We start from the raw sequence: 18,965 nt of genomic DNA on the forward strand, positions 1-18,965 counted from the left end.
GGGGCAAATGGCTAATAGACATTCCAGATTTTTTTATGGTGCCGCCGGTGTTTGCGTGTCTTCCCTGGCGATTGCCCTTGGTGCCTGCGCTTCTGCTCCGGCAACTCAAAAGGCTGACGAAACGGTTCCTGTGGAATCCGCTGTTGCGACCGACGTTGCAAAGGCTGAAACGGTAGAAACGGTTGAAGTTTCTGCAAAAGAAAAACTTCCCGGGAGCTATAAGGATGTTCAGTTCCCCGAGTTCCAGTATGTGGCTCCCCATCCCAAGGATTACCGCGTAGAAATCGCCTCGGGAATCGTGGGCTATATCGTTAGCGATAGAAGTCTGCCTTTGGTTGACTTTACGGTCTACTTTGATGAATCGGATGTGCCTAGCTCCTTGAAGGATGAGGCGGCCAGTTCCATGGTGGGTTCCATGCTTCGCCGTGGTGGCGGTGGTGGAATAACTCCCCATGCCCTGGATGATTCCCTGGAATTCATTAGTGCTGGTCTCAGTTCCTCTGTTGGAACTTTCAGCTCCATGTTCGATATCAACTGCCTGTCCAAGGATTTTCCGGGCATGATGAATATGGCCCGTCAGGTTTTTACGGCTCCCGCCTTTGATGGGGAACAGCTTGAAATTATAAAGGCTAACTATGTGACGGCCTACGACCGTCGATACGATACCCCGGCTAAGGTTCTGTCTGCCTTGAAGAGCAAGGTTAATTATGCCCCCAACGCAAGACTTTGGGATGCCAACGCCGAGGAATACAAGGCTGTCACTCCTGCCGATGTGAAGCGTCTGGCAGAAGGTGTCTACTCTTCGAAGAAAATCATTTTCGCCTTGTCTGGCGATGTGGATAAGGATTCTGCAATTGTTGCCCTAAAGGAATTCTTTGCGAACTGGAAGGTGGATTCTGCCAAGGTAGCTCGCCCGAAGCCTGAACCGCTGACCTTCCTGAACAAGCCTGGAATTTACGTGGTGGACAAGGATATTACCCAGGCCAACATTTCCATGAACCAGCCTTTTGTAAAGCGTCCTCATGCGGATTACTATCCGGCTGCAGTGGCCAGTTTCATCTTGGGCGGCGGAAGCTTTACTAGCCGTCTTATGAATCGAGTCCGCAGTGATGAAGGTCTTGCCTACAGTGTCTATAGTTCCGTCGGTAATGATTATCGCGATACGGCCATGACCACCATCGCCTTGCAGACCAAGGTGGAATCGGTGGACTTTGCCATGAAATTGATTTTTGAAGAAGTGGAAAAGCTGGCCAAGGAAGGTCCTACCGAAGAAGAATTAGCCCAGGCCAAGAAGTCCCTGATCGAAAGCCTGCCCAGCCTGTTTGACAGCCCTTCTTCTACGGCAATCATTTTTGCCAAGGGCGAACTGCTTGGAAAGTCCTTTGACCATTATCTGGATTATGTCAAGGAAATCAACGCTGTGACTCCGGAACAGGTAAAGGCCATGGTGGCAAAGTACTTTGACAGGTCCAAGATGACCGTTTCCATTGTGGCTCCTGTGGCAAAACTTGAATCGATTAAACCTTTTACCGTTGTCCCCCTGGATAGCCTGGAATTTCGTAACTAGTGATAGCCGGTTTCTTTAAAATTGCTGGTTTTGTGCTGCTTGTCCTTGGACTTGCGTTGCCGGCGTTTGCCCAGGATTCTGGAACGACGAATTCTGCGGCTTCTTTTGTTACCGCGATCTCGGCAGATTCCTTGAAGAAAATCGGTAAACATGAATTCCTGAAGAAAAAACTCGGGAATGAAGATGACGTTCGTTCTCTTTGCTCGGGGCTCAAGGCCTGCCTGAATGTGGATTTTGAAGGTTGTTTCGAAGAAGACTTGAAACCATGGCCTAAGGTGAAGTACAACGATGAATTCTGCGCTCCCTACAAGGAAATTGTAAGTCGTGGTTTCAACCCTGATCCCAAGCAGCCTATGGTGCATGAGGTTTTCGCTCGCCTAGGACGCAAGTATCGTGCGATTTACGTGAACGAGGGGACCCTTCCGCTAAATGAAGATGTGATCAGCTACCTCTTTGACAATATGCCTTTTACAGCACAGCTGATTAACGCTTACCTGGATGAAAACTACACCCTCGAGTATACTCATCGGAATCGTCGGTTCTTTAATGGCAGCAATGGCCGCAGCCTTTCTGGAGAATTCTACTGGGCCTTGCAGGATAGTGCCGGTACTAAGCTGGGCTTGCGCAACTTGTTCTTCGGATACGGACATGCCAAGGTCTTGAAATGGTCCCTGCATGGTACTGCAATTGCCTATTTGGACATGGATCCCGTTTCGAGGACGAAACTTAAGTACAAATTAACGGCTATTGTGTTCCCGGCCAACTCCGTCTTGAATTCCATTATGCAGATGGGTGTGTTCAAGAAAGTGGTAAATGAAAAGATCGACCATATTGTGGGAGATGTGAAGAAGGCTGCCGGCAAGTATTTCTCTGGGGACAAGGAGCCCATGCTGAAAAATGCATCCCTGAAGTCAGTGGATAATATTCAGTATGTTCTGGATTTTGAAAGCGTGGTGAATGGGGCGCCCTGGAAACTAGGCGACTTCGAAAAGGTTCAGAAGGAACGCGTCGCGCAGCGTAAACAGGATTTGGACGCAGTTCCAATTATAGTGAAGGACAATCAAGTTTTAGAGGAAAAAAAATGAGTGATTTGATCGAAAAGGAAAGCTTGGAATCCCTGCTGGCCCGTGTGACGGACCGTCGAAAGGAACTGTTGACTTCTGTCGTTGACCGTCGTACAAGGCATTTCTGCATGGTGCTGGAAGATCTGTTCGATCCCCATAACATTTCTGCAGTGATCCGTACGGCTGAAGTCTTTGGCCTGCAGGATGTGCACGTGATCGAAGAAGATAACGCCTATAGCGTGAACAAGTCCATCTTGAAGGGTTCCTACAAGTGGATGAGCCTTTACCTTTACAAGAAGCGCATGCTCTGCATGGAAAAGCTTCGTGCCAAGGGCTATAAGATTGCCGTGGCCAGCACCAATACTACCAACTCCGTTCTGGATCTGGACTTGAGCCAGCCTACCGCTTTTTACCTGGGCAGCGAGTTCCATGGTAACCACCCGGACACCCTGGCCCATGCCGACTATGAATTCAAGCTGCCTCAGTATGGCATTACCGAATCCATGAATGTTTCTGTGGCTGGTGGCGTGCTGATGACCTATCTGGATGTATACATGCAGAAGGAAGGCCGCGAAAAGTTCCTGCTCCCCAAGGCAGAACGCGACGCTTTGCTGTATGATTGGCTGGATCGCCATGTAAATGGCATTGAAAATAATAGTCCTATCAAACGTATCGAAGAATAATAACTAGATTAAAAGCCAAATGAAAAAGTATTCTGCACTGTATTTTTCTGTGGGCCTGGTTGTAATACTGGCGCTCATTATTCTTGTATTTGGCGTATTTTTCCTGAACGAAAAGGATCCTCGCGAAACATTCAACACTTACTACCTGCGTTTTACCCAGGTCAGTACCCTTGTGCTGGATGACCCTGTGAAGGTGAACGGTGTTCGTCTAGGTAAGGTCGAGAATATCGAACTTTCTGGACACCGCGTGGTGGTGACGATCCGACTTCGTACCGACGTGAAGATTCCCAAGGATTCCGAAATCAGAGTGCAGAATATCGGTATCATGGGTGAACGTCAGATCGGTATGATTCTCGGCGATTCCACAAGCTACTTCGTCCCGGGTGATACCATTTCGGGTCAGTTCGACGCCGGTATTGCAGAAGCCATCGGCCTTGCCGGTGAAGTTTGCGATAGTACCAAGGTCCTTCTGGAATCTGTAAAGAAGGCTCTGAACCAGACTATCGTCAATCCGGAATTCCAGGATCGTTTCAAGACCCTGCTTGTTAAGGCTGAAAAGCTGGAAGACCGTCTGATGCTTATGCTGAATACCACCGATCCCCAGCTGAAGAAGAGTCTGGAAGGCTTGAACCAGGTGACGGAAAAGGTGAATGGCCTTATTGATGGTGTAAAGTCTCCCATTGACAATATGTTTGCAAGTACCGATAAGGTGATGGGTAACGCAAATAATTTGATTGGCGAACTGGAAGGTGTGACCAAGCACCTAGATGATTTGGTTGGAAGAGTCCAGACTAAATTGGAATCCAAGGACAACACCGCCGGTATTTTGTTGAACGACAGAGCCCTGCATGACGACATCGTGAAGACGGTTCATTCGGCTGATAGCCTGTTCCGTATTATTCTGCAGGACGGTCTGGACGTCAACGTGGATATTTTCTGAGGAAAAAATGATAGTTAAGACATTAGTGGTCACAAACAAGTTGGGTATTCACGCGCGTCCCGCCGGTATGATTGTTGATATTACCGGCCAGGCTAAGAGCGACATCTCCATCGTTTTTGAAGGGGCCAAGGCAAACGCCAAGAGCATCCTGAACGTGATGATGCTTGCTATTCCCGCTGGTTCCGAAGTAAAGTTCGAAATCGATGGTGAAGATGAAGAGAATGTAGCTTCCTTGCTGGAAGGTTTGTTCAATGACCACTTCAACGAAGAACCCTGCTAAGAATGATGGCTTGAATCCGGTTCACGGTTCGTTGCGACGCACTGTACTGACCGGCGTTCCCGCTTCTCCCGGCTTCGCTATGGGCCGGGTTTTCCCGGTTTCGAACCGAGAAATTTCTGTAGTAGAGGAAACTCTTCCTGAAAGTCGACTGGCAGACGAAGAACAGCTTTTCTTGAAGGCTGTTAGCAAGACGGCCAAGGAAATCGCCCAGATCAAGGAAATATCCGAAAGCCGCGCAGGCATGAAGGATAGCCTGATTTTTGCAACCCACCTGATGATTCTTCAGGACCCCGGGTTGGTAAATGGTATTATCGATAAGATTCGCAAGGACCGTAAGAATGCACGCTGGGCTGTGCATGTGGTTCTTGGGGCTTACATTGACCGCTTTGAATCTATTGATTCTGCGGCCATGAGAGACAAGGCGGCTGACCTTAGGGATTTGTATAATCGTCTGATGGCCGCCATGGAAGACTCCGGACCTGTGCTGGAGGATGTGGCTCATGAAGAAGGCGTTGTCCTGGTTGGCCATGAACTTCTGCCTAGCCTGTTGATGTCCATTAAGCCGGGGCAGGTGAGCGGTCTCGCCATGGATACCGGTGGCCGTACTAGCCATGTGGCCATTCTTGCACGCTCTCTCCAGATTCCCCTAGTCTCTGGTTTGCGTAACGCAGCCGCCATTATCAAGGCTGGGGACGTCGTCATTGTTGATGGCTCTAGCGGCAAGGTTGTCGTAAACCCCAACGAAGAAGACATTAAGGATTTCCGCGAAAGGCAGGAAGTCTTTGAACGCCAGCGTCGCGAACTGTTTACCATGCGACAGCTGGAACCTATGACCCGTGATGGTAAGTATATTACCCTCCACGCCAATATCGAAATTCCGGGTGAAGCAGATAAAGTAACGGATTTCGGTGCGACGGGTATTGGCCTTTATCGTTCTGAATTTTTGTTCCTGCGCAAGGATGCTCCCACGCAGGATGAACAACGCGATGCCTATCGCTATATTCTCGAGACAATGTCTCCGTGCCCAGTGACGATCCGTACTCTGGATGCTGGTGGTGATAAACTGGTTAGTGGCATTAATGCTGTGAGTGAGTCTAACCCCTTTATGGGCTGGCGCTCCATTCGTGTGTGCCTCGATCGCGAAGATATTTTCTGTACCCAGCTGAAGGCCTTGCTCCTGGCAAATACCAAGGGCAACCTGAGACTTTTGCTGCCCATGATTTCTGGCATGACGGAACTTCGCCGTGCAAAGGCATGCATCAAACGCTGCCGTGATGAACTTGAAGCCGAAGGTAAGAAGTGTGCCAAGGTGAAGGTGGGCGTGATGATTGAAGTGCCTGCCGCTGTCATGATTGTTGACAAGCTTGCCAAGGAAGTGGATTTCTTCAGCATTGGTACAAACGACTTGATTCAGTTCACCCTCGCTGTGGACCGTACCAACGAACTTATTACAGACATGTTCCAGCCGCACCATCCGGCGGTGCTTAGCATGATTTATGAAACTGTCAAGGCAGCCCATCGTGAAGGTATTCCTGTGGCGGTTTGCGGTGAAATGAGTGCTGACCCCATGAGCGTCTTGCTGCTGGTTGGCCTTGGAATTGATGAACTTTCCATGACTCCATGGAACGTCATGTCTACGAAGAAGATTATTCGATCCATCAACTTTGAAGATGTCAGGGAAACGGCTCTGACCGTGCTTCAGATGGACGATGCCGAAAGCGTAAACGCCTATCTTCACAAGAAGTATGCGCAGGCTATTAGAGACCTGGGCGTGCTTAGTGTGGTGGGCCAGGCCGATAACAGCAAGAAGTAAGAGAAAAGTGAAATTTGGTGTTTTTGTTGCAATAATAAGCATGTGTGCAGTGGGCGCATATGCTCAGGTTGACTCCGTCCAGACGGATTCTGTTCAGAATAAACCTATTATAGATAATGCCGTTCCGCAGCCCTTTCAGGCAACTGACAGCCTTGTGGCTTCTATGCCTGTGGAACCTGTAAATCCGTATGCAGAACTTGAACAGATTCCCCCAAATCGATTCCAGGACATGGTGGTTCGATATGATCGTGCCCGCGCCTTGAGCCTGGACGAATCCCAGCCTAGGGATGTTCGTGACTTTGCCAATGCGGCCCAGTTCTTCTATAAGGAACAGTGGGATAGTGCTTTTGACGCTTACAGCAAATTGATGGGCCGTGATACGGCCTTGGATGGTGCCGTCGTTCTCCGTATGGCCAAGGCTAAGTTCCAGCAGGGTGACTTCAAGCAGATGCGCGAAACCCTCCAGAAGAACAAGGCCATGGAAAAGGATGCCTCCTGGGACCGTCAGGCAAGCCGCCTCCGTATCGAGGCCGCCATGGCCGATTCTACTTTGAGTGATCGTGCCCATGCAGATTCCATCAAGGCCTTTATTGATAAGTATCCTAAGTCTGACGATGCTTCTGCCCTTAAGTATCGTTATGCCAAGTATCTGGAACAGTTCAAGCAGCTGAAGAATGCGAAACGCGTCTACATGCAGTTGTTGACAAGTTCTACTTCTTATAAGGATTCTGCTTTCTCGGCCATTCGTCGCCTGCGTAAGGTTCAGGGCGCTCCGGAAAGCTTGTCGGAGAAGGTGGCCTATGCCAAGATGGCCTGCGCCAAGGACGAGGCTGCTAGCTGCCTGACCTTGCTGGATTCCATTCAGATTCTTGATGCGGCCTTGCTTGCCAAGTCTCCGGAATCTGCGGTGGCTCTTCCTGAAGATTCTATCCAGAGCAAGTTGCCTGTGAGCAGCCTGGACATGGATACTCGAATTAACCTTTGGGAAAAACGCGCTGTCGCTCTTCGCGGCTTGAAGCGGGAAGATGAGTCCATTAAGCAGTTCCGATTCTTGCTGGATTCTGTGGAAATGCGTCCTCTGTGGATTCAGTCTACCCTGCGTCTGCTTCGCAACAACTCTAGCAAGTATGCCCGCGAAATTAAGATGTTCGATTCCCTGCTGGCCGACGTAAGCAAGTACAGCAAGGAAAACGCCAACAATTTGTGGGTTCGTGGCTTTGAATACGAGCAGAATCAGAAGTATGATAGCGCCGTAGTTTGCTACCGCGAGCTTTCTCACAAGCGTTTCAAAAATAATGTTAAGCGTCAGTGGGCCAAGTTCCGCATAGGCTTTGTCTACTTCAAGCAGGAAAAGTGGCAGGAAGCTATCGATGCTTTCACCGATGCGACCAAGGATCAGTTCCTCTGGAGTGGAAGTGGCGCCCGCATGTTCCTGGGGGATGCCTACATGAAATTGGGCAAGGATTCCCTGGCCCGCGAAGCCTACCTAGATTGTATCCGCGATTTCCCGCTGGCCTACTACGCTCATCGTAGTCGCATGAAGCTGGTGGAATACAAGCTGATGGATGCGAAGGACGTTCCCTATGCCCATGGTATTCCCATGTCGCCCGAACAGACTTTGGCCTGGATTCGTGACTCTCAAAAGCTGGGCAAGCCTGACGCTACTTATAGCCCGGGACGTTATAACCGCATAAAGACCTTGTTCCATTATGGCTTTACGGATCAGGCATTCGCTCTTTACGATGAAGCTCGCAAGAAGAATGCTAAGCGTCTGGACTTCCTTTATGAATATGGTCAGCTGTTCTATGAAGTGGGCGAAACTGCTGCCGGTTACCGACTGGCTCGTCAGTTCCAGAACAATATGGACCGTCGCCGTCTTATGGCTCCGCCCATTGCCGTCCTGCATTACCTGTTCCCCATTCCTTATCGCGATCAGGTGAAGTTCCATTCCGGTGATCGCATCGACCCCTTCTTCGTGTATAGCGTTATGCGTCAGGAATCCATTTTCAACTTTGAAATTGCTTCTCCTGTTGGCGCCTGCGGCTTGCTGCAGATTATGCCCGCTACAGGAAAGACCCTGGCAAAGTTGGAAAATATCGAGAACTTCGATCCGAAGCAGTTGTACAATGCCTATATGAACATCCGTCTGGGCATCCGTTACCTTGTGGATCTGAAGGCTGAGTATAACGATGACTATATGTATGTCCTGGGCAATTACAATGCAGGTCCCAAGCCCACCAAACGTTGGCAGGCTGCAGGCCAGGGCCTCCCTTGGGATGTCCGTGCTGAAGATGTGAGCTATTGGGAAACCCGCGACTACGTAAAGCGCGTCATGGGTAATTACTGGATCTATCAGGAAATTTACGACGAACTGTAAGACGCGAGGCGACAGGTACGAGGTATGAGGGCGGAGCCTGGGGCTCCTTTGAGGTAAATAATCGCGCCGAAGGCTCCTAGCTTATTAACTCATAATTCGTAATTGATATCTAAACCGCTAGATTCCTCGACTCCACTTCGTTTCGCTCGGAATGACACTCAAGGAATCTCATCACTCATCACTCTTCACTATTAACTCCCCATGCTTTTTCTTCTTTTGACCATTGGCCCCGCGTTTCTTTTTGCCTGCGGAAATATCCTTGAAAAATCGGGTGTTTCCACCGTGGGCAAACGTACTGGTGGTGTGTCTAATCCTTGGCAGTTTCTGAAAGGCGTCCTGAGTAATGGCTTTTGGTGGTTGGGCATCAGCTGTTCCGGCCTTGCGACTATTGGTTATTACATAGCCATGGCACGCTATGACTTGAGTCAGGTGCAGCCTATGATGGTGCTGAATCCGGTTTTGACGGCATTGATGGGTTTTGTTATTCTGAAAGAAGTTCTGACTCGCCGTATTGTTGTAGCGATCTGCTTTGTGGTGGTAGGCCTTCTTTATTCTGTAGAATCCCTTGGCGAAGCGACCAGCGTACAGGATGTTTCTATGTTGTGGGCTTATGCCGGGGTCGTTTGCGGTGCTACCCTTGTTGCTCACCTTTGGGTTAAGGATCGCGAAATGGTGGATTCCCTGATTATGGGTGTGGGTTTTGGAATTTCGGCTGCATTCTATAAGAGCCTCGCCATGGATTTTGACCTTGACAATGTGACTCTTTCTTCCGTGGGAGCCCTTCTTCTAGACTTTAGAACTTTGGGTTATATTGTCACTTACGGCATTGCCTTCTTGTATTCCCAAGTTTCTTTTTCTCGGGGCAGAGCCCTGTTTATTATCCCGTTCAGCGCTGCTGTCGGTGCTGCTGTTCCTACGATTGCGGGAGCCTTGGTCTTTAGCGAGGCATTCCCTCTTGGAAAGATGATTTCTGTTGCGCTTGTTCTTACGGGAGCGGCCCTGTTCGTGGTTCGTCGCCCTCGTTTAAAGAAAGGCGAAAAGGCCTAATGATTCGTGAAAGATCTGTTTGCCCTTGTGTGATATAGATTGCAAGTCCCGCCCTTAGGCGGGCATTTCTGTATATATTTGAATCGGGTATGCTTATGTTAGACTATAAAAAAATTTGCCTAAATTCTTTGGTAATTGAATTCTGGGTGTTAATGCTGACCTTGGTGTTTGTAGCGTGTTCCAGCGAGAGTGGTGAAACCAAAAGTGTTCAGGTTGTTGAATCTGAAATGAGCTCGTCATCGGAAGATTCTACGGTTACGGAACCCCCGAAGTTTTCCTATGTGGGCGGCCCGATTATTTTTACAGAAGTGGATCCCATCAATACGGTCTATGATGATCATGAGGGTGGTGATGCCGGTTGGGTTGAACTGTATAATTCTTCCAGCGAACCGGTGAATCTAAAGGGAATGGCTTTGACCAATTCACTGGACAAGCCTGAAAAATGGATTTTTGGAGATGTGGTTCTACAGCCAGATTCCTTCATGCTGGTTTATCTATCCGGGAAAAATTTGCCTGATTTTGTTGCTCCTCATGATTCAATCAGCTTGATTGGAACGGGTTGCTGGAGTTGGACAGATGCCCAGAATGATCCCCCGGGAGAAAGCTATTCTGAACCGTTAGACGGACAGAAAAAATTGTGCTTTACGGAAAATAATGGACGGATGTTTGGCGCCCGGATGCGTCTAGGCGAAAATGAGAAACTGGGCTGGTCTTCCATTTCGTCCTTTGTGGGGACGAGGAGTAGCGGCGAAAATGATGTGCTGGACATTTCGGCTACCAATGAGATTTTGCTTCATGCCTTTATCACCAGGGATCGAAAGGTGTCCTTCCGTTTGGGGCAAACGGGACTTGATGACTGGAAAGGTTACGAATTGGTCTTTACGGGAACGGGGGATTCTTCTACAGTGTATCGCGCCTTGCTTCCTACGGGGAAGACGTTCCCTGACTTGTCCATCATTTATGGAACTAGGATGAGCCCGGAAAGTCAGGAAAAGCAGGAAGTGACCGTGAAGGCCTTCTCTTACATCGCGCGAAACAGAGGGCATGAACCTCATACGTCCTTCAAAATCAAGAACGAAGGTGGTTCGCTATACTTGATGAAAAATGCGTTGGAAATTATGGACTCTGTGGCGTACCCCAAACTGCCTGTTGAAAAGACCTGGTCTTTGGGTGATGGCCGCTGGGGCTTTGCCGATGCGACGCCTTATGGTGTGACAGTTTCCGATGTGGTTTCGGAAAGGTCGCCTGCTTTGGATACTTTGACTGATTTGCCTCCGTCAGGTTTTTACCAGGATGAGTTTGTAGTGTCGTTCCCGAAGGAAAGTATGGTGCGCTGTGAATTTGGTGGAGCCGTTCCTACGGAGAATAGCCAACTGGTTTTGGCGTTGAAGGTGGACAACTCCGCTGTAGTTCGCTGCGCCAGCTTTATTCCGGGCGCCCTCCCTGGAGAAGTCTTGAACCGAACTTACCTTTTTGAAACGACGCCCAGTGTTCCGACGGTCTTTATAACTAGCGATCCCAATTCCCTGTTTGACCCTGATACGGGAATCTACATGGAAGGTCCCAATGCCGAACATGCGGAACCTCACTACGGTGCCAACTATTGGGAAGACAAGGAAGTTCCTGTTTTTGTTGAACTACTTGAAGTGGGGCAGGGCGCTCCTGCTTTTGCCAAGAACGCCGGGCTGAAAATTTTCGGAAACTACAGTCGTCAGAATGAAAAAAAATCCGTGGCAATTACATTCCGAGAAAAGTATGGCGACAAAAGATTGAACTATCCCTTGTTCCCTGATTTCCCGGATTTAACTAAGTTTAAAGTTTTCCTGTTAAGGAATAATGGTAGCAATTTTAACAACGACTATATTCGAGATCGTTTGGCCAGTTCTATTTCAGAAGGGCTTGGCGTTGACTATCAGAGAGGGCGTGGCGCAATCGTCTATTACAATGGCGAGTACTACGGTATTCACAACATCCGTGAACGCTCTACGGAATATTATTTCGAAACCCATTATGGATACGACCCCGATGAAATTGACTTGCTGAAGGCGGATAATGCCGCATCGGCTGGGTCCGCTATTGGCTACACCGATTTGATGTCCTGGATGGAAGATCATGATTTGTCTTTGGATGAAAATTATGCCTATGTTTCGGAACAGATTGATGTAGACAACTTGATGAATTACATGCAGACGGAAATTTTTGCAAATAATAGGGACTGGCCTGCCAACAATCTTAAGAAGTGGCGCTGTGAAAATCCCGCAACAAAATGGAAATGGTTCATTTACGATACTGACTTTGGTTTTGGTGGCAGTTCCACGGATCAGAGCAATATTTTTGACTTTACTACTACGGAGGAGGGCAAATCTTGGCCCAACGGACCGGAATCTACGTTCCTTTTAAGGACGCTCCTTAAAAATCAGACGTTTAAAATTGCGTTCATAAATCGTATGACAACTCTCCTTTCCATGAATTTTGAGTCCAGTAGGATTCTTGCTCGAATCGAGTCCATGATGGGTGAAATTGAGTCGGAAATTTCTAGGGATCAGGATTGTTGGAACCATAAATCCTCTTACATGAGTAGTCAATTTGATAAGATTAAGAGTTTTGCCAAAACCCGTCAGGCCGTAATCGTGACGGAACTGCAGGAATTCTTCGGTCTGGGCGAGGTGGCGGAGGTTTCCCTATCTGTGGAGGGGCATGGAACCATCCTTGTCCATGGGTTGTCCTTGGATCGTAACTCTATGACTGTCAAGTTCTTTGCCGGCACACCCGTGACTCTTACCGCTGCTCCGGTGTCAGGTGGTGTGTGGGCTGGCTGGGCTGATGGTGTCATGGACGCTACCCGAACAATTCTCCCCGAGGAAATAACCTCCCTAACAGCCACTTTTAGGTAGCACTTTGGGTGTCCAAAACGTTTTTTTTCTAAATTTAGGGTATTATGAGTTTTACTACAAAGATTCTTTGCATTGGTGCGGGCTACGTCGGTGGTCCCACCATGACCGTTATTGCCGACAAGTGTCCTGATGTAAAAGTTACTGTCGTTGATATTAACCAGGCCCGCATTGATGCCTGGAATAGCGAAAACCTCCCGATTTTTGAACCGGGACTGGATGACGTCGTTAAGCGTGCCCGTGGCCGTAATCTTTTCTTTAGTACCGATATTCCGGCTGCAATTAAGGAAGCGGACATCATCTTTGTGTCTGTGAATACTCCGACCAAGACGTTCGGTCATGGCGCCGGAAAGGCTTCTGACCTCCAGTACTGGGAAAAAACCGCTCGAAATATTCTTGAAATTGCCGATGAAGGCAAAATTATCGTGGAAAAGTCCACTTTGCCGGTTCGTACTGCCGCCGCAATGGAACGCATCCTGAATTCCAATGATAAGGGACTCCACTTCGAAGTTCTGTCTAATCCGGAATTCTTGGCTGAAGGTACCGCCATCCAGGATCTGTTTGAACCGGACCGTGTTCTTATCGGTAGTCACCAGACTGAATCCGGCTTGGCCGCTTGCCAGAAGCTGGTCGATGTCTATGCCCACTGGGTTCCCCGTGATCGCATCCTGACCACGAACCTGTGGAGCTCTGAACTGACAAAACTTACTGCAAACGCCTTCCTGGCTCAGCGTATTAGCTCCATCAACTCCATTAGCGCCCTGTGCGAACGTACCGGTGCCGACGTGGATGAAGTTGCCTTTGTCATGGGCAAGGACAAGCGTATCGGTCCTAAGTTCCTGAAGGCTTCTATCGGTTTCGGTGGCTCCTGCTTCAAGAAAGACATCTTGAACCTGGTTTACCTTTGCGGTTACTATGGACTGCCTGAAGTGGCTGCCTATTGGGAAAGCGTGGTAAAGATTAACGAATGGCAGACCCATCGCGTGGTGGACCGTATGCTGGAAACCATGTTCAACACCATCGCCGGAAAGAAGATTGCCGTCTTCGGTTTCGCCTTTAAGGCAAATACGGGTGATACTCGTGAAAGTCCCGCAAACCTGGTTGTTCGCGACCTCCTTTCTGAACATGCACTGCCGGTTGTAACTGATCCGAAGGCTATTCCCGATGCAAAGCGTGACCTGAAGGATGTACTGGATCAGGTTGAATTTAACGAAGATCCGTATAAGGCCGCCGAGGGCGCACATGCGGTGGTGGTCTGCACTGAATGGAAGTGCTTTGCTGAACTGGATTGGAACCGTATTTACAGTTCCATGGCTAAGCCTGCCTTCGTGTTTGATGGCCGTAATATTTTGGATGCAGATGCTCTTCGCAAGATTGGTTTCGAAGTGACGAGTATCGGTAAGGGTAAGGCGGAGTAAAAAGGATTATTTTTTATGGCAGCAATTAGTGTCTTTGGGCTTGGGTATGTGGGTTGCGTCGGCATTGCATGCTTGGCGAAACTGGGCAACAAGATGGTGGGCTGCGATGTTGATGCAAACAAGGTTTCCCGTGTTTCCAAGGGTCTTCCGACCATTGTCGAAAGAGACATTGATGAATTGATGGAAGAAGGCTTCAAGGCTGGGTTGATTTCTGCAACCGAGTCTGTCGAAGAGGCTGTCTTGAATACGGATTTGTCTTTCCTGTGCGTTGGAACTCCCAATGCACCTGATGGACATCTGGATGTTTCTTATTTGATAACCGCTGCAGAAAGTATTGGCTCTGCACTCAAGAAGAAGGACTCGTTCCATATTGTCATTATCCGTAGTACGGTTCCTCCTGGAACTAACGCTATGATTTCAGAACGTATCGCTGAAATTTCCGGCAAGCAGGTCAATATGGATTTTGCTGTTGTTTCCAATCCGGAATTTCTGCGTGAAGGGACTGCAGTAAAGGACTTCCTGAATCCTCCCATTACCGTTATTGGATCTCAGAACGAGATTGCGGTTAAGACCTTGCGTACCTTGTATGAACCTCTTGGCAGTGAAATTGCCGAAGTTCCCGAAAAGGTTGCTGAGATTATCAAGTTTGTCAATAACTCTTACCATGCCCTCAAGGTGACATTCGGTAACGAGGTTGGCGCAATTTGTAAGTCTCTGGGAATCGATAGCCATCAGGTGATGAACTTGTTCTGCAAGGATACTCAGCTGAATATCTCTCCGTACTATTTCAAGCCCGGTTTTGCCTATGGTGGCTCTTGCTTGCCTAAGGATCTTAAGGGTTTGAAGTTCCTTGCTGAAAATAATGATGTCAGTGTACCTGTCCTTGACTCCATTGAAAAGAGTAACGATGCTCACATCGATAGAGTTGTTGAACTGGTCAAGAATTCTGGATGCAAGGATGTGGGCGTTATTGGATTGACCTTTAAGGCCGGCACTGACGATTTGAGAAATTCTGCTTCGACTCGTATGGTCGAGGCTCTGATGAAGTCCGGTTACAATGTCCGTATCTTTGACAGATTCCTGAACCTGGCTCTGGAAAAAGAAACGAACCTTAAGGATTTGAATTCTCGAATTCCTCATTTGCTGCCCCTTTTGAAGGGCTGCACCGAGGATGTGGTGAAGTGCAGTTCCCTGGTGATTGTGACCGTGCGTAATCCCGATATTCCTGCGATGATCCGTAAGTACACGAACGTACGTTTCTTCGATCTGGACCGTGTGAAGGATTCTTCTGTAGAATGCTTGCCCAATTATGAGGGCTTCTGCTGGTAGTATTTTATGTCTGAGTTGTGCGGAAAGAAAGTCTGTATCGTTGTTGAAAACTTGCCGGTTCCTTTTGATAGGCGCGTCTGGCAGGAAGCAACGTCGCTTCATGATGCTGGTGCCGAAGTTACTGTGATTTGTCCCCAGACAAAGAAGTATCCCTTGGCGTACGAAGAACTCGACGGTATCAAGATTTATCGTCATCCGCTTCCTGAAGCAAACAGAACCTTGGATTATTTCAAGGAATATTTCTGTGCTCTCTTTCATGAATTTAGACTGCTCTTGAAGGTGTTCCGGAAGCAGGGCGTGCAGGATGTAATCCATGCCTGCAATCCTCCTGACTTGATTTTCATTGCGGCATTCCCGTTTTATGCATTGACCCGCTGCAAGTTCCTCTTTGATCATCATGACATCAATCCGGAACTGTGGATTGCCAAGTTCGGTAAGAAGGGCTTGGGTTACCAGGCTATGCTCCTGGTAGAACGTTTGACGTACCATTTTGCTAAACACGCTATCGTCACTAATGAATCCTACAAGGAAATTGCCATCCGTCGTGGTAAAAAGCGGGAAGAAGATGTGACGGTTGTCCGTAGCGGTCCCAATATCCAGAAGCTGAAAGTGGGCCCGGCCAAGCCTGAAGTGAAGCAGGGCTTTAAGCATCTCGTTGGTTATATTGGCGTTATGGGAAAGCAGGAAGGTATTGATCTGCTGCTCCAGTCTGTCGACTATATCGTAAATAAGAAAGGTCGCAAGGATATCCGTTTCTGCATTATGGGCGGCGGTCCTTCTCTTGAAGAACTCCGTCAGATGAATCAGTCCATGGGTCTTTCTGATTATGTGGAATTCCCGGGTCGCGTGTCGGACGAGTATCTGGCCGATGTGTTGAATACTGCGGATGTGTGTGTGAATCCGGACCTGCCCTCTGAAATGAACGACAAGTCTACCATGAATAAAATTATGGAGTACATGGCGTTTGGAAAGCCGATTGTGCAGTTCACCTTGAAGGAAGGTAAGTTCAGCGCTCAGGAAGCTTCTCTTTATGCAGAGAATACTAGCACGGAAGATTTTGCAGAAAAGATTCTCTGGTTGCTTGAAAATCCCGAAAAGGCTGCAGAAATGGGCCGCTTTGGCCGCAAGCGTGTCGAAAGCGAGTTAAGCTGGGAATATGAACGCCCGAAGCTGATCGGGGCCTATAAGAAGCTGCTGAAGGTTTAACAGTAAAATTAGCCCTCACTTTGAGGGCTTTTTTTATTTAAAGTTTGCTGTATAGGAAGACTTCTTTTCTGGGGAAACTAGGCGCGGATTTTCTGTAACGCCGTCGTCCCATTGGGTAAAGCTGTGTCCGCTTTCGGGGATGGCCTCTATTAGGAGTTTGTTTCCTCTAAAGAATGTTCCACTAAATGTTTTTGAATGATTTTCTGGAAGCCGCATTCCGTCGATGGTTATGTAGCCAGCTCCCTTGGCTTCGAAAGAAACAGGTGTGGTCTTGCCTAGGTTGAATTCTTTTCTGTAATCTTCTATGACGGATTTGTCGCGTTCTACGGCCCATTTTATGATGTCCTCGCCGTCTTTAGAAACGGAGCGAGGGAATCGTTCCATGTCACGGTCCATTTCGTCGGAGTCAATTTGGGCTAGAATCGTCTTAACTGCATTGGAAACTTTTTCGGCGGTTAGATAGTGACTAAACAGAATGGCGGAATGATTGATGAAGGCTCTCTTGAAGTCATCATTTTGAATGAGTTGAGTGTAAACCTTGGCAAATGACCATGGGGTTGAACGGTCTCGGATCCAGTCGAATATGTTCTGGTTGCTTTTTTGCCATTCATAGGAATCAAGGTTAAAACCATGATCTATGTCGAATGCCATGTATTTCCAACGTGTGGAATCTGATTTCCAGGCACGAACGTTATTTGTTGGCCAATCGTCGTTGAGGCTGTAAATTTCAAAAGCCATGTAGTTCGTAAAGTTTATTATGTCCAATTTTGTTTGCAGGGTGTCGTATTCGTCTTGCCTTGAAAAATCGGAATTGGCGATGTACCTGATGAAATCAACGTATTTTTTAATTGATTTTCCGCTGAAATTTTCGCGGTGATGTTCTACGACGGTTACGGTTTTTGAGTTGATTCCGTAGTTGGTCTCTATATAATCAGCGTTTAATATTTCGCGTATGTTGTGGATTCCGTAGTATTCGCCGTTATAGAAAACTACTACGGGGTGTGAACGCTGGTAATCTATGGTTGTCCCTTCCAGAAGGCTTGTGAATGCGGCGTCTCCTACATAATCCTTGTAGAATCGATTGCCGAGATTTCTAAGACGGAAAGATTTGAATTTATTGTTGTTGGGGCGAGTGTCGAAAAGCGTGTAGGTGAGTTTGCCGTCTTGATAGACTTTTCTCATTTTGATGTTGACGGATTTCTTTGGGTAGTATCGGGTGCAGCCTCCTGCAATGGAAATTCCTGCATCAATTTCAAAACTGGCTTTCTTGGATGAACTTCCTTTTGCGAAATATTCGACGTGGACGGGGTATTCCGTTTCATTGAGATATCCGGCATCCGCGTTGGGGTCAGAACATGAGTGATTGTCGTAATAGTAGGATTCCTTGAAAAAGATGGGGTCTACGCTAACGGAGATTACTGGCATCTTTATTTTTTCGCCGACAAAGTAGGATCTGGTTGTCGTGTTTATGGTAAGTGCTCCGTTTTTAAAACCGGCGCAACGCAAGATGGTGTTTTTTTCGATGAGGAGATTCTTACTGAAAATGGGGGAATTTTTGCTGGGAATAGATCCGTCCTGTGTGCAGCGGATGGTTTCCTTGTCGGATGGCGTCGGTGCCTGCAGGATAAAAGGATCTTTGTAGAATCCGGATTTTGTATTTAGATTTATGGTTTTGGCTATTTCCGAATACCAGTTTGAATCTACGTTTGCGTTTTCTGGGGTGGCTTTTGAGAAGTATCCCCAGATCCCGTCATTGTTTTTCCCGTAACTGATTCCGTTTGTCAACTGAGGGTAGGTGACTGAATCCAATACGTCAAATTTGGAATTTAGCAGATATATACTGCCGCCCTTTTTGCCTAGATTCCAGTTTGTATGAAAATTTGAATCTTTTTGATCGCAGAAGACGATTTTGTATGATTTGGCTGGAATTTCCTCGCTGGAAAATTTCCATTTGTCGGGTTCCGCTATGTTATCTGTCAAGTAGACGTTTTTGAGGCTGACGGTTGAATCTTTTGAGTTGTATAGTTCGATCCAACTAGGTAATTGACCTGCATCGTCTTTAAAATCTAAATTTTGAATTTGAATTTCTGATATGGAAATGTGAGCCCGATCCTGTAAACGCTGTTCCTCGGAGGAGTCTTCCTCGTCTGAGGCAAATATTGCACAGTTGGATATCGATGAAAGAATAAATGCCGTCAATAGCATTGTCGATATTGTGGAAAGTGTGTTTTTTAATTCAATCATCATCTGTGTAATGTAATAAAGAAATTGGGCTTTTTCAAGTTTTTTTGTTTATTCCATTTTTAGTCGACTTGTTCTATTTTTCTATCTTTGAAAGAGAATGTCATTA

The 18,965-nt window shown here is 47.7% G+C and carries 13 protein-coding genes; 12 read left to right on the forward strand and 1 reads right to left on the reverse strand.

Annotation, left to right across the window (positions count from 1 at the left end):
- Window positions 1–7 precede the first annotated feature (7 nt).
- The 12 genes from B7992_RS10090 (at window position 8) to B7992_RS10145 (ending at window position 16,615) form a co-directional block, all read left to right on the forward strand.
- Window positions 8–1,567 carry a pitrilysin family protein gene (locus B7992_RS10090; protein ID WP_073157925.1) on the forward strand — a complete coding sequence of 520 codons (1,560 nt, stop codon included), beginning with the start codon at window positions 8–10 and terminating at the stop codon, window positions 1,565–1,567.
- Complete coding sequence (locus tag B7992_RS10095) at window positions 1,567–2,652, forward strand: hypothetical protein (protein WP_088666204.1); 1,086 nt, start codon at window positions 1,567–1,569, stop codon at window positions 2,650–2,652. Before B7992_RS10090 ends, B7992_RS10095 begins: the two co-directional genes overlap by 1 nt.
- A complete protein-coding gene (locus B7992_RS10100) occupies window positions 2,649–3,314 on the forward strand; it encodes an RNA methyltransferase (RefSeq protein WP_249269426.1) in 666 nt (221 codons plus the stop codon). Before B7992_RS10095 ends, B7992_RS10100 begins: the two co-directional genes overlap by 4 nt.
- 19 nt (window positions 3,315–3,333) lie before the next feature.
- Window positions 3,334–4,254, forward strand: a complete 921-nt coding sequence (locus B7992_RS10105; protein ID WP_073157563.1) for an MlaD family protein — start codon at window positions 3,334–3,336, stop codon at window positions 4,252–4,254.
- Between the two features lie 7 nt (window positions 4,255–4,261).
- Complete coding sequence (locus B7992_RS10110; RefSeq protein WP_073157561.1) at window positions 4,262–4,534, forward strand: HPr family phosphocarrier protein; 273 nt, start codon at window positions 4,262–4,264, stop codon at window positions 4,532–4,534.
- Window positions 4,506–6,347 carry a phosphoenolpyruvate--protein phosphotransferase gene (ptsP, locus tag B7992_RS10115; RefSeq protein ID WP_073157558.1) on the forward strand — a complete coding sequence of 614 codons (1,842 nt, stop codon included), beginning with the start codon at window positions 4,506–4,508 and terminating at the stop codon, window positions 6,345–6,347. The genes B7992_RS10110 and ptsP overlap by 29 nt, the downstream gene beginning before the upstream one ends.
- Window positions 6,348–6,354: 7 nt before the next feature.
- Entirely contained in the window at window positions 6,355–8,724 is a 2,370-nt protein-coding gene (locus B7992_RS10120; protein WP_254917676.1) for a lytic transglycosylase domain-containing protein, read from the forward strand.
- A 201-nt stretch (window positions 8,725–8,925) separates the two neighbouring features.
- Complete coding sequence (locus B7992_RS10125; RefSeq protein WP_073233266.1) at window positions 8,926–9,771, forward strand: EamA family transporter; 846 nt, start codon at window positions 8,926–8,928, stop codon at window positions 9,769–9,771.
- A 95-nt stretch (window positions 9,772–9,866) separates the two neighbouring features.
- Window positions 9,867–12,665, forward strand: a complete 2,799-nt coding sequence (locus B7992_RS10130) for a CotH kinase family protein (protein WP_254917677.1) — start codon at window positions 9,867–9,869, stop codon at window positions 12,663–12,665.
- Window positions 12,666–12,709: 44 nt separating this feature from the next.
- Window positions 12,710–14,080 carry a nucleotide sugar dehydrogenase gene (locus B7992_RS10135; protein WP_073157546.1) on the forward strand — a complete coding sequence of 457 codons (1,371 nt, stop codon included), beginning with the start codon at window positions 12,710–12,712 and terminating at the stop codon, window positions 14,078–14,080.
- Between the two features lie 15 nt (window positions 14,081–14,095).
- Window positions 14,096–15,409 carry a nucleotide sugar dehydrogenase gene (locus B7992_RS10140; protein WP_073157544.1) on the forward strand — a complete coding sequence of 438 codons (1,314 nt, stop codon included), beginning with the start codon at window positions 14,096–14,098 and terminating at the stop codon, window positions 15,407–15,409.
- 6 nt (window positions 15,410–15,415) lie between these two features.
- On the forward strand, window positions 15,416–16,615 hold the full coding sequence (locus B7992_RS10145; protein ID WP_073233270.1) for a glycosyltransferase family 4 protein: 1,200 nt from the start codon (window positions 15,416–15,418) through the stop codon (window positions 16,613–16,615).
- Between the two features lie 33 nt (window positions 16,616–16,648).
- Here the strand turns inward: B7992_RS10145 and B7992_RS10150 are convergent, their stop codons facing one another.
- Window positions 16,649–18,862 (reverse strand): CotH kinase family protein, encoded by a 2,214-nt coding sequence (locus B7992_RS10150; RefSeq protein WP_088666205.1) that lies wholly within the window; start codon window positions 18,860–18,862, stop codon window positions 16,649–16,651.
- Window positions 18,863–18,965 lie beyond the last annotated feature (103 nt).

Source organism: Fibrobacter sp. UWH1, assembly GCF_002210365.1.
In the GTDB taxonomy this organism is placed as follows: Bacteria; Fibrobacterota; Fibrobacteria; order Fibrobacterales; family Fibrobacteraceae; genus Fibrobacter.

Coding starts and splice junctions, on each gene's coding strand:
- B7992_RS10105 (WP_073157563.1), top strand. CDS start 3,334: ATGAAAAAGTATTCTGCACTGTATTTTTCTGTGGGCCTGGTTGTAATA.
- B7992_RS10130 (WP_254917677.1), top strand. CDS start 9,867: ATGTTAGACTATAAAAAAATTTGCCTAAATTCTTTGGTAATTGAATTC.
- ptsP (WP_073157558.1), top strand. CDS start 4,506: ATGACCACTTCAACGAAGAACCCTGCTAAGAATGATGGCTTGAATCCG.
- B7992_RS10140 (WP_073157544.1), top strand. CDS start 14,096: ATGGCAGCAATTAGTGTCTTTGGGCTTGGGTATGTGGGTTGCGTCGGC.
- B7992_RS10110 (WP_073157561.1), top strand. CDS start 4,262: ATGATAGTTAAGACATTAGTGGTCACAAACAAGTTGGGTATTCACGCG.
- B7992_RS10090 (WP_073157925.1), top strand. CDS start 8: ATGGCTAATAGACATTCCAGATTTTTTTATGGTGCCGCCGGTGTTTGC.
- B7992_RS10100 (WP_249269426.1), top strand. CDS start 2,649: ATGAGTGATTTGATCGAAAAGGAAAGCTTGGAATCCCTGCTGGCCCGT.
- B7992_RS10125 (WP_073233266.1), top strand. CDS start 8,926: ATGCTTTTTCTTCTTTTGACCATTGGCCCCGCGTTTCTTTTTGCCTGC.
- B7992_RS10135 (WP_073157546.1), top strand. CDS start 12,710: ATGAGTTTTACTACAAAGATTCTTTGCATTGGTGCGGGCTACGTCGGT.
- B7992_RS10145 (WP_073233270.1), top strand. CDS start 15,416: ATGTCTGAGTTGTGCGGAAAGAAAGTCTGTATCGTTGTTGAAAACTTG.
- B7992_RS10150 (WP_088666205.1), bottom strand. CDS start 18,862: ATGATGATTGAATTAAAAAACACACTTTCCACAATATCGACAATGCTA.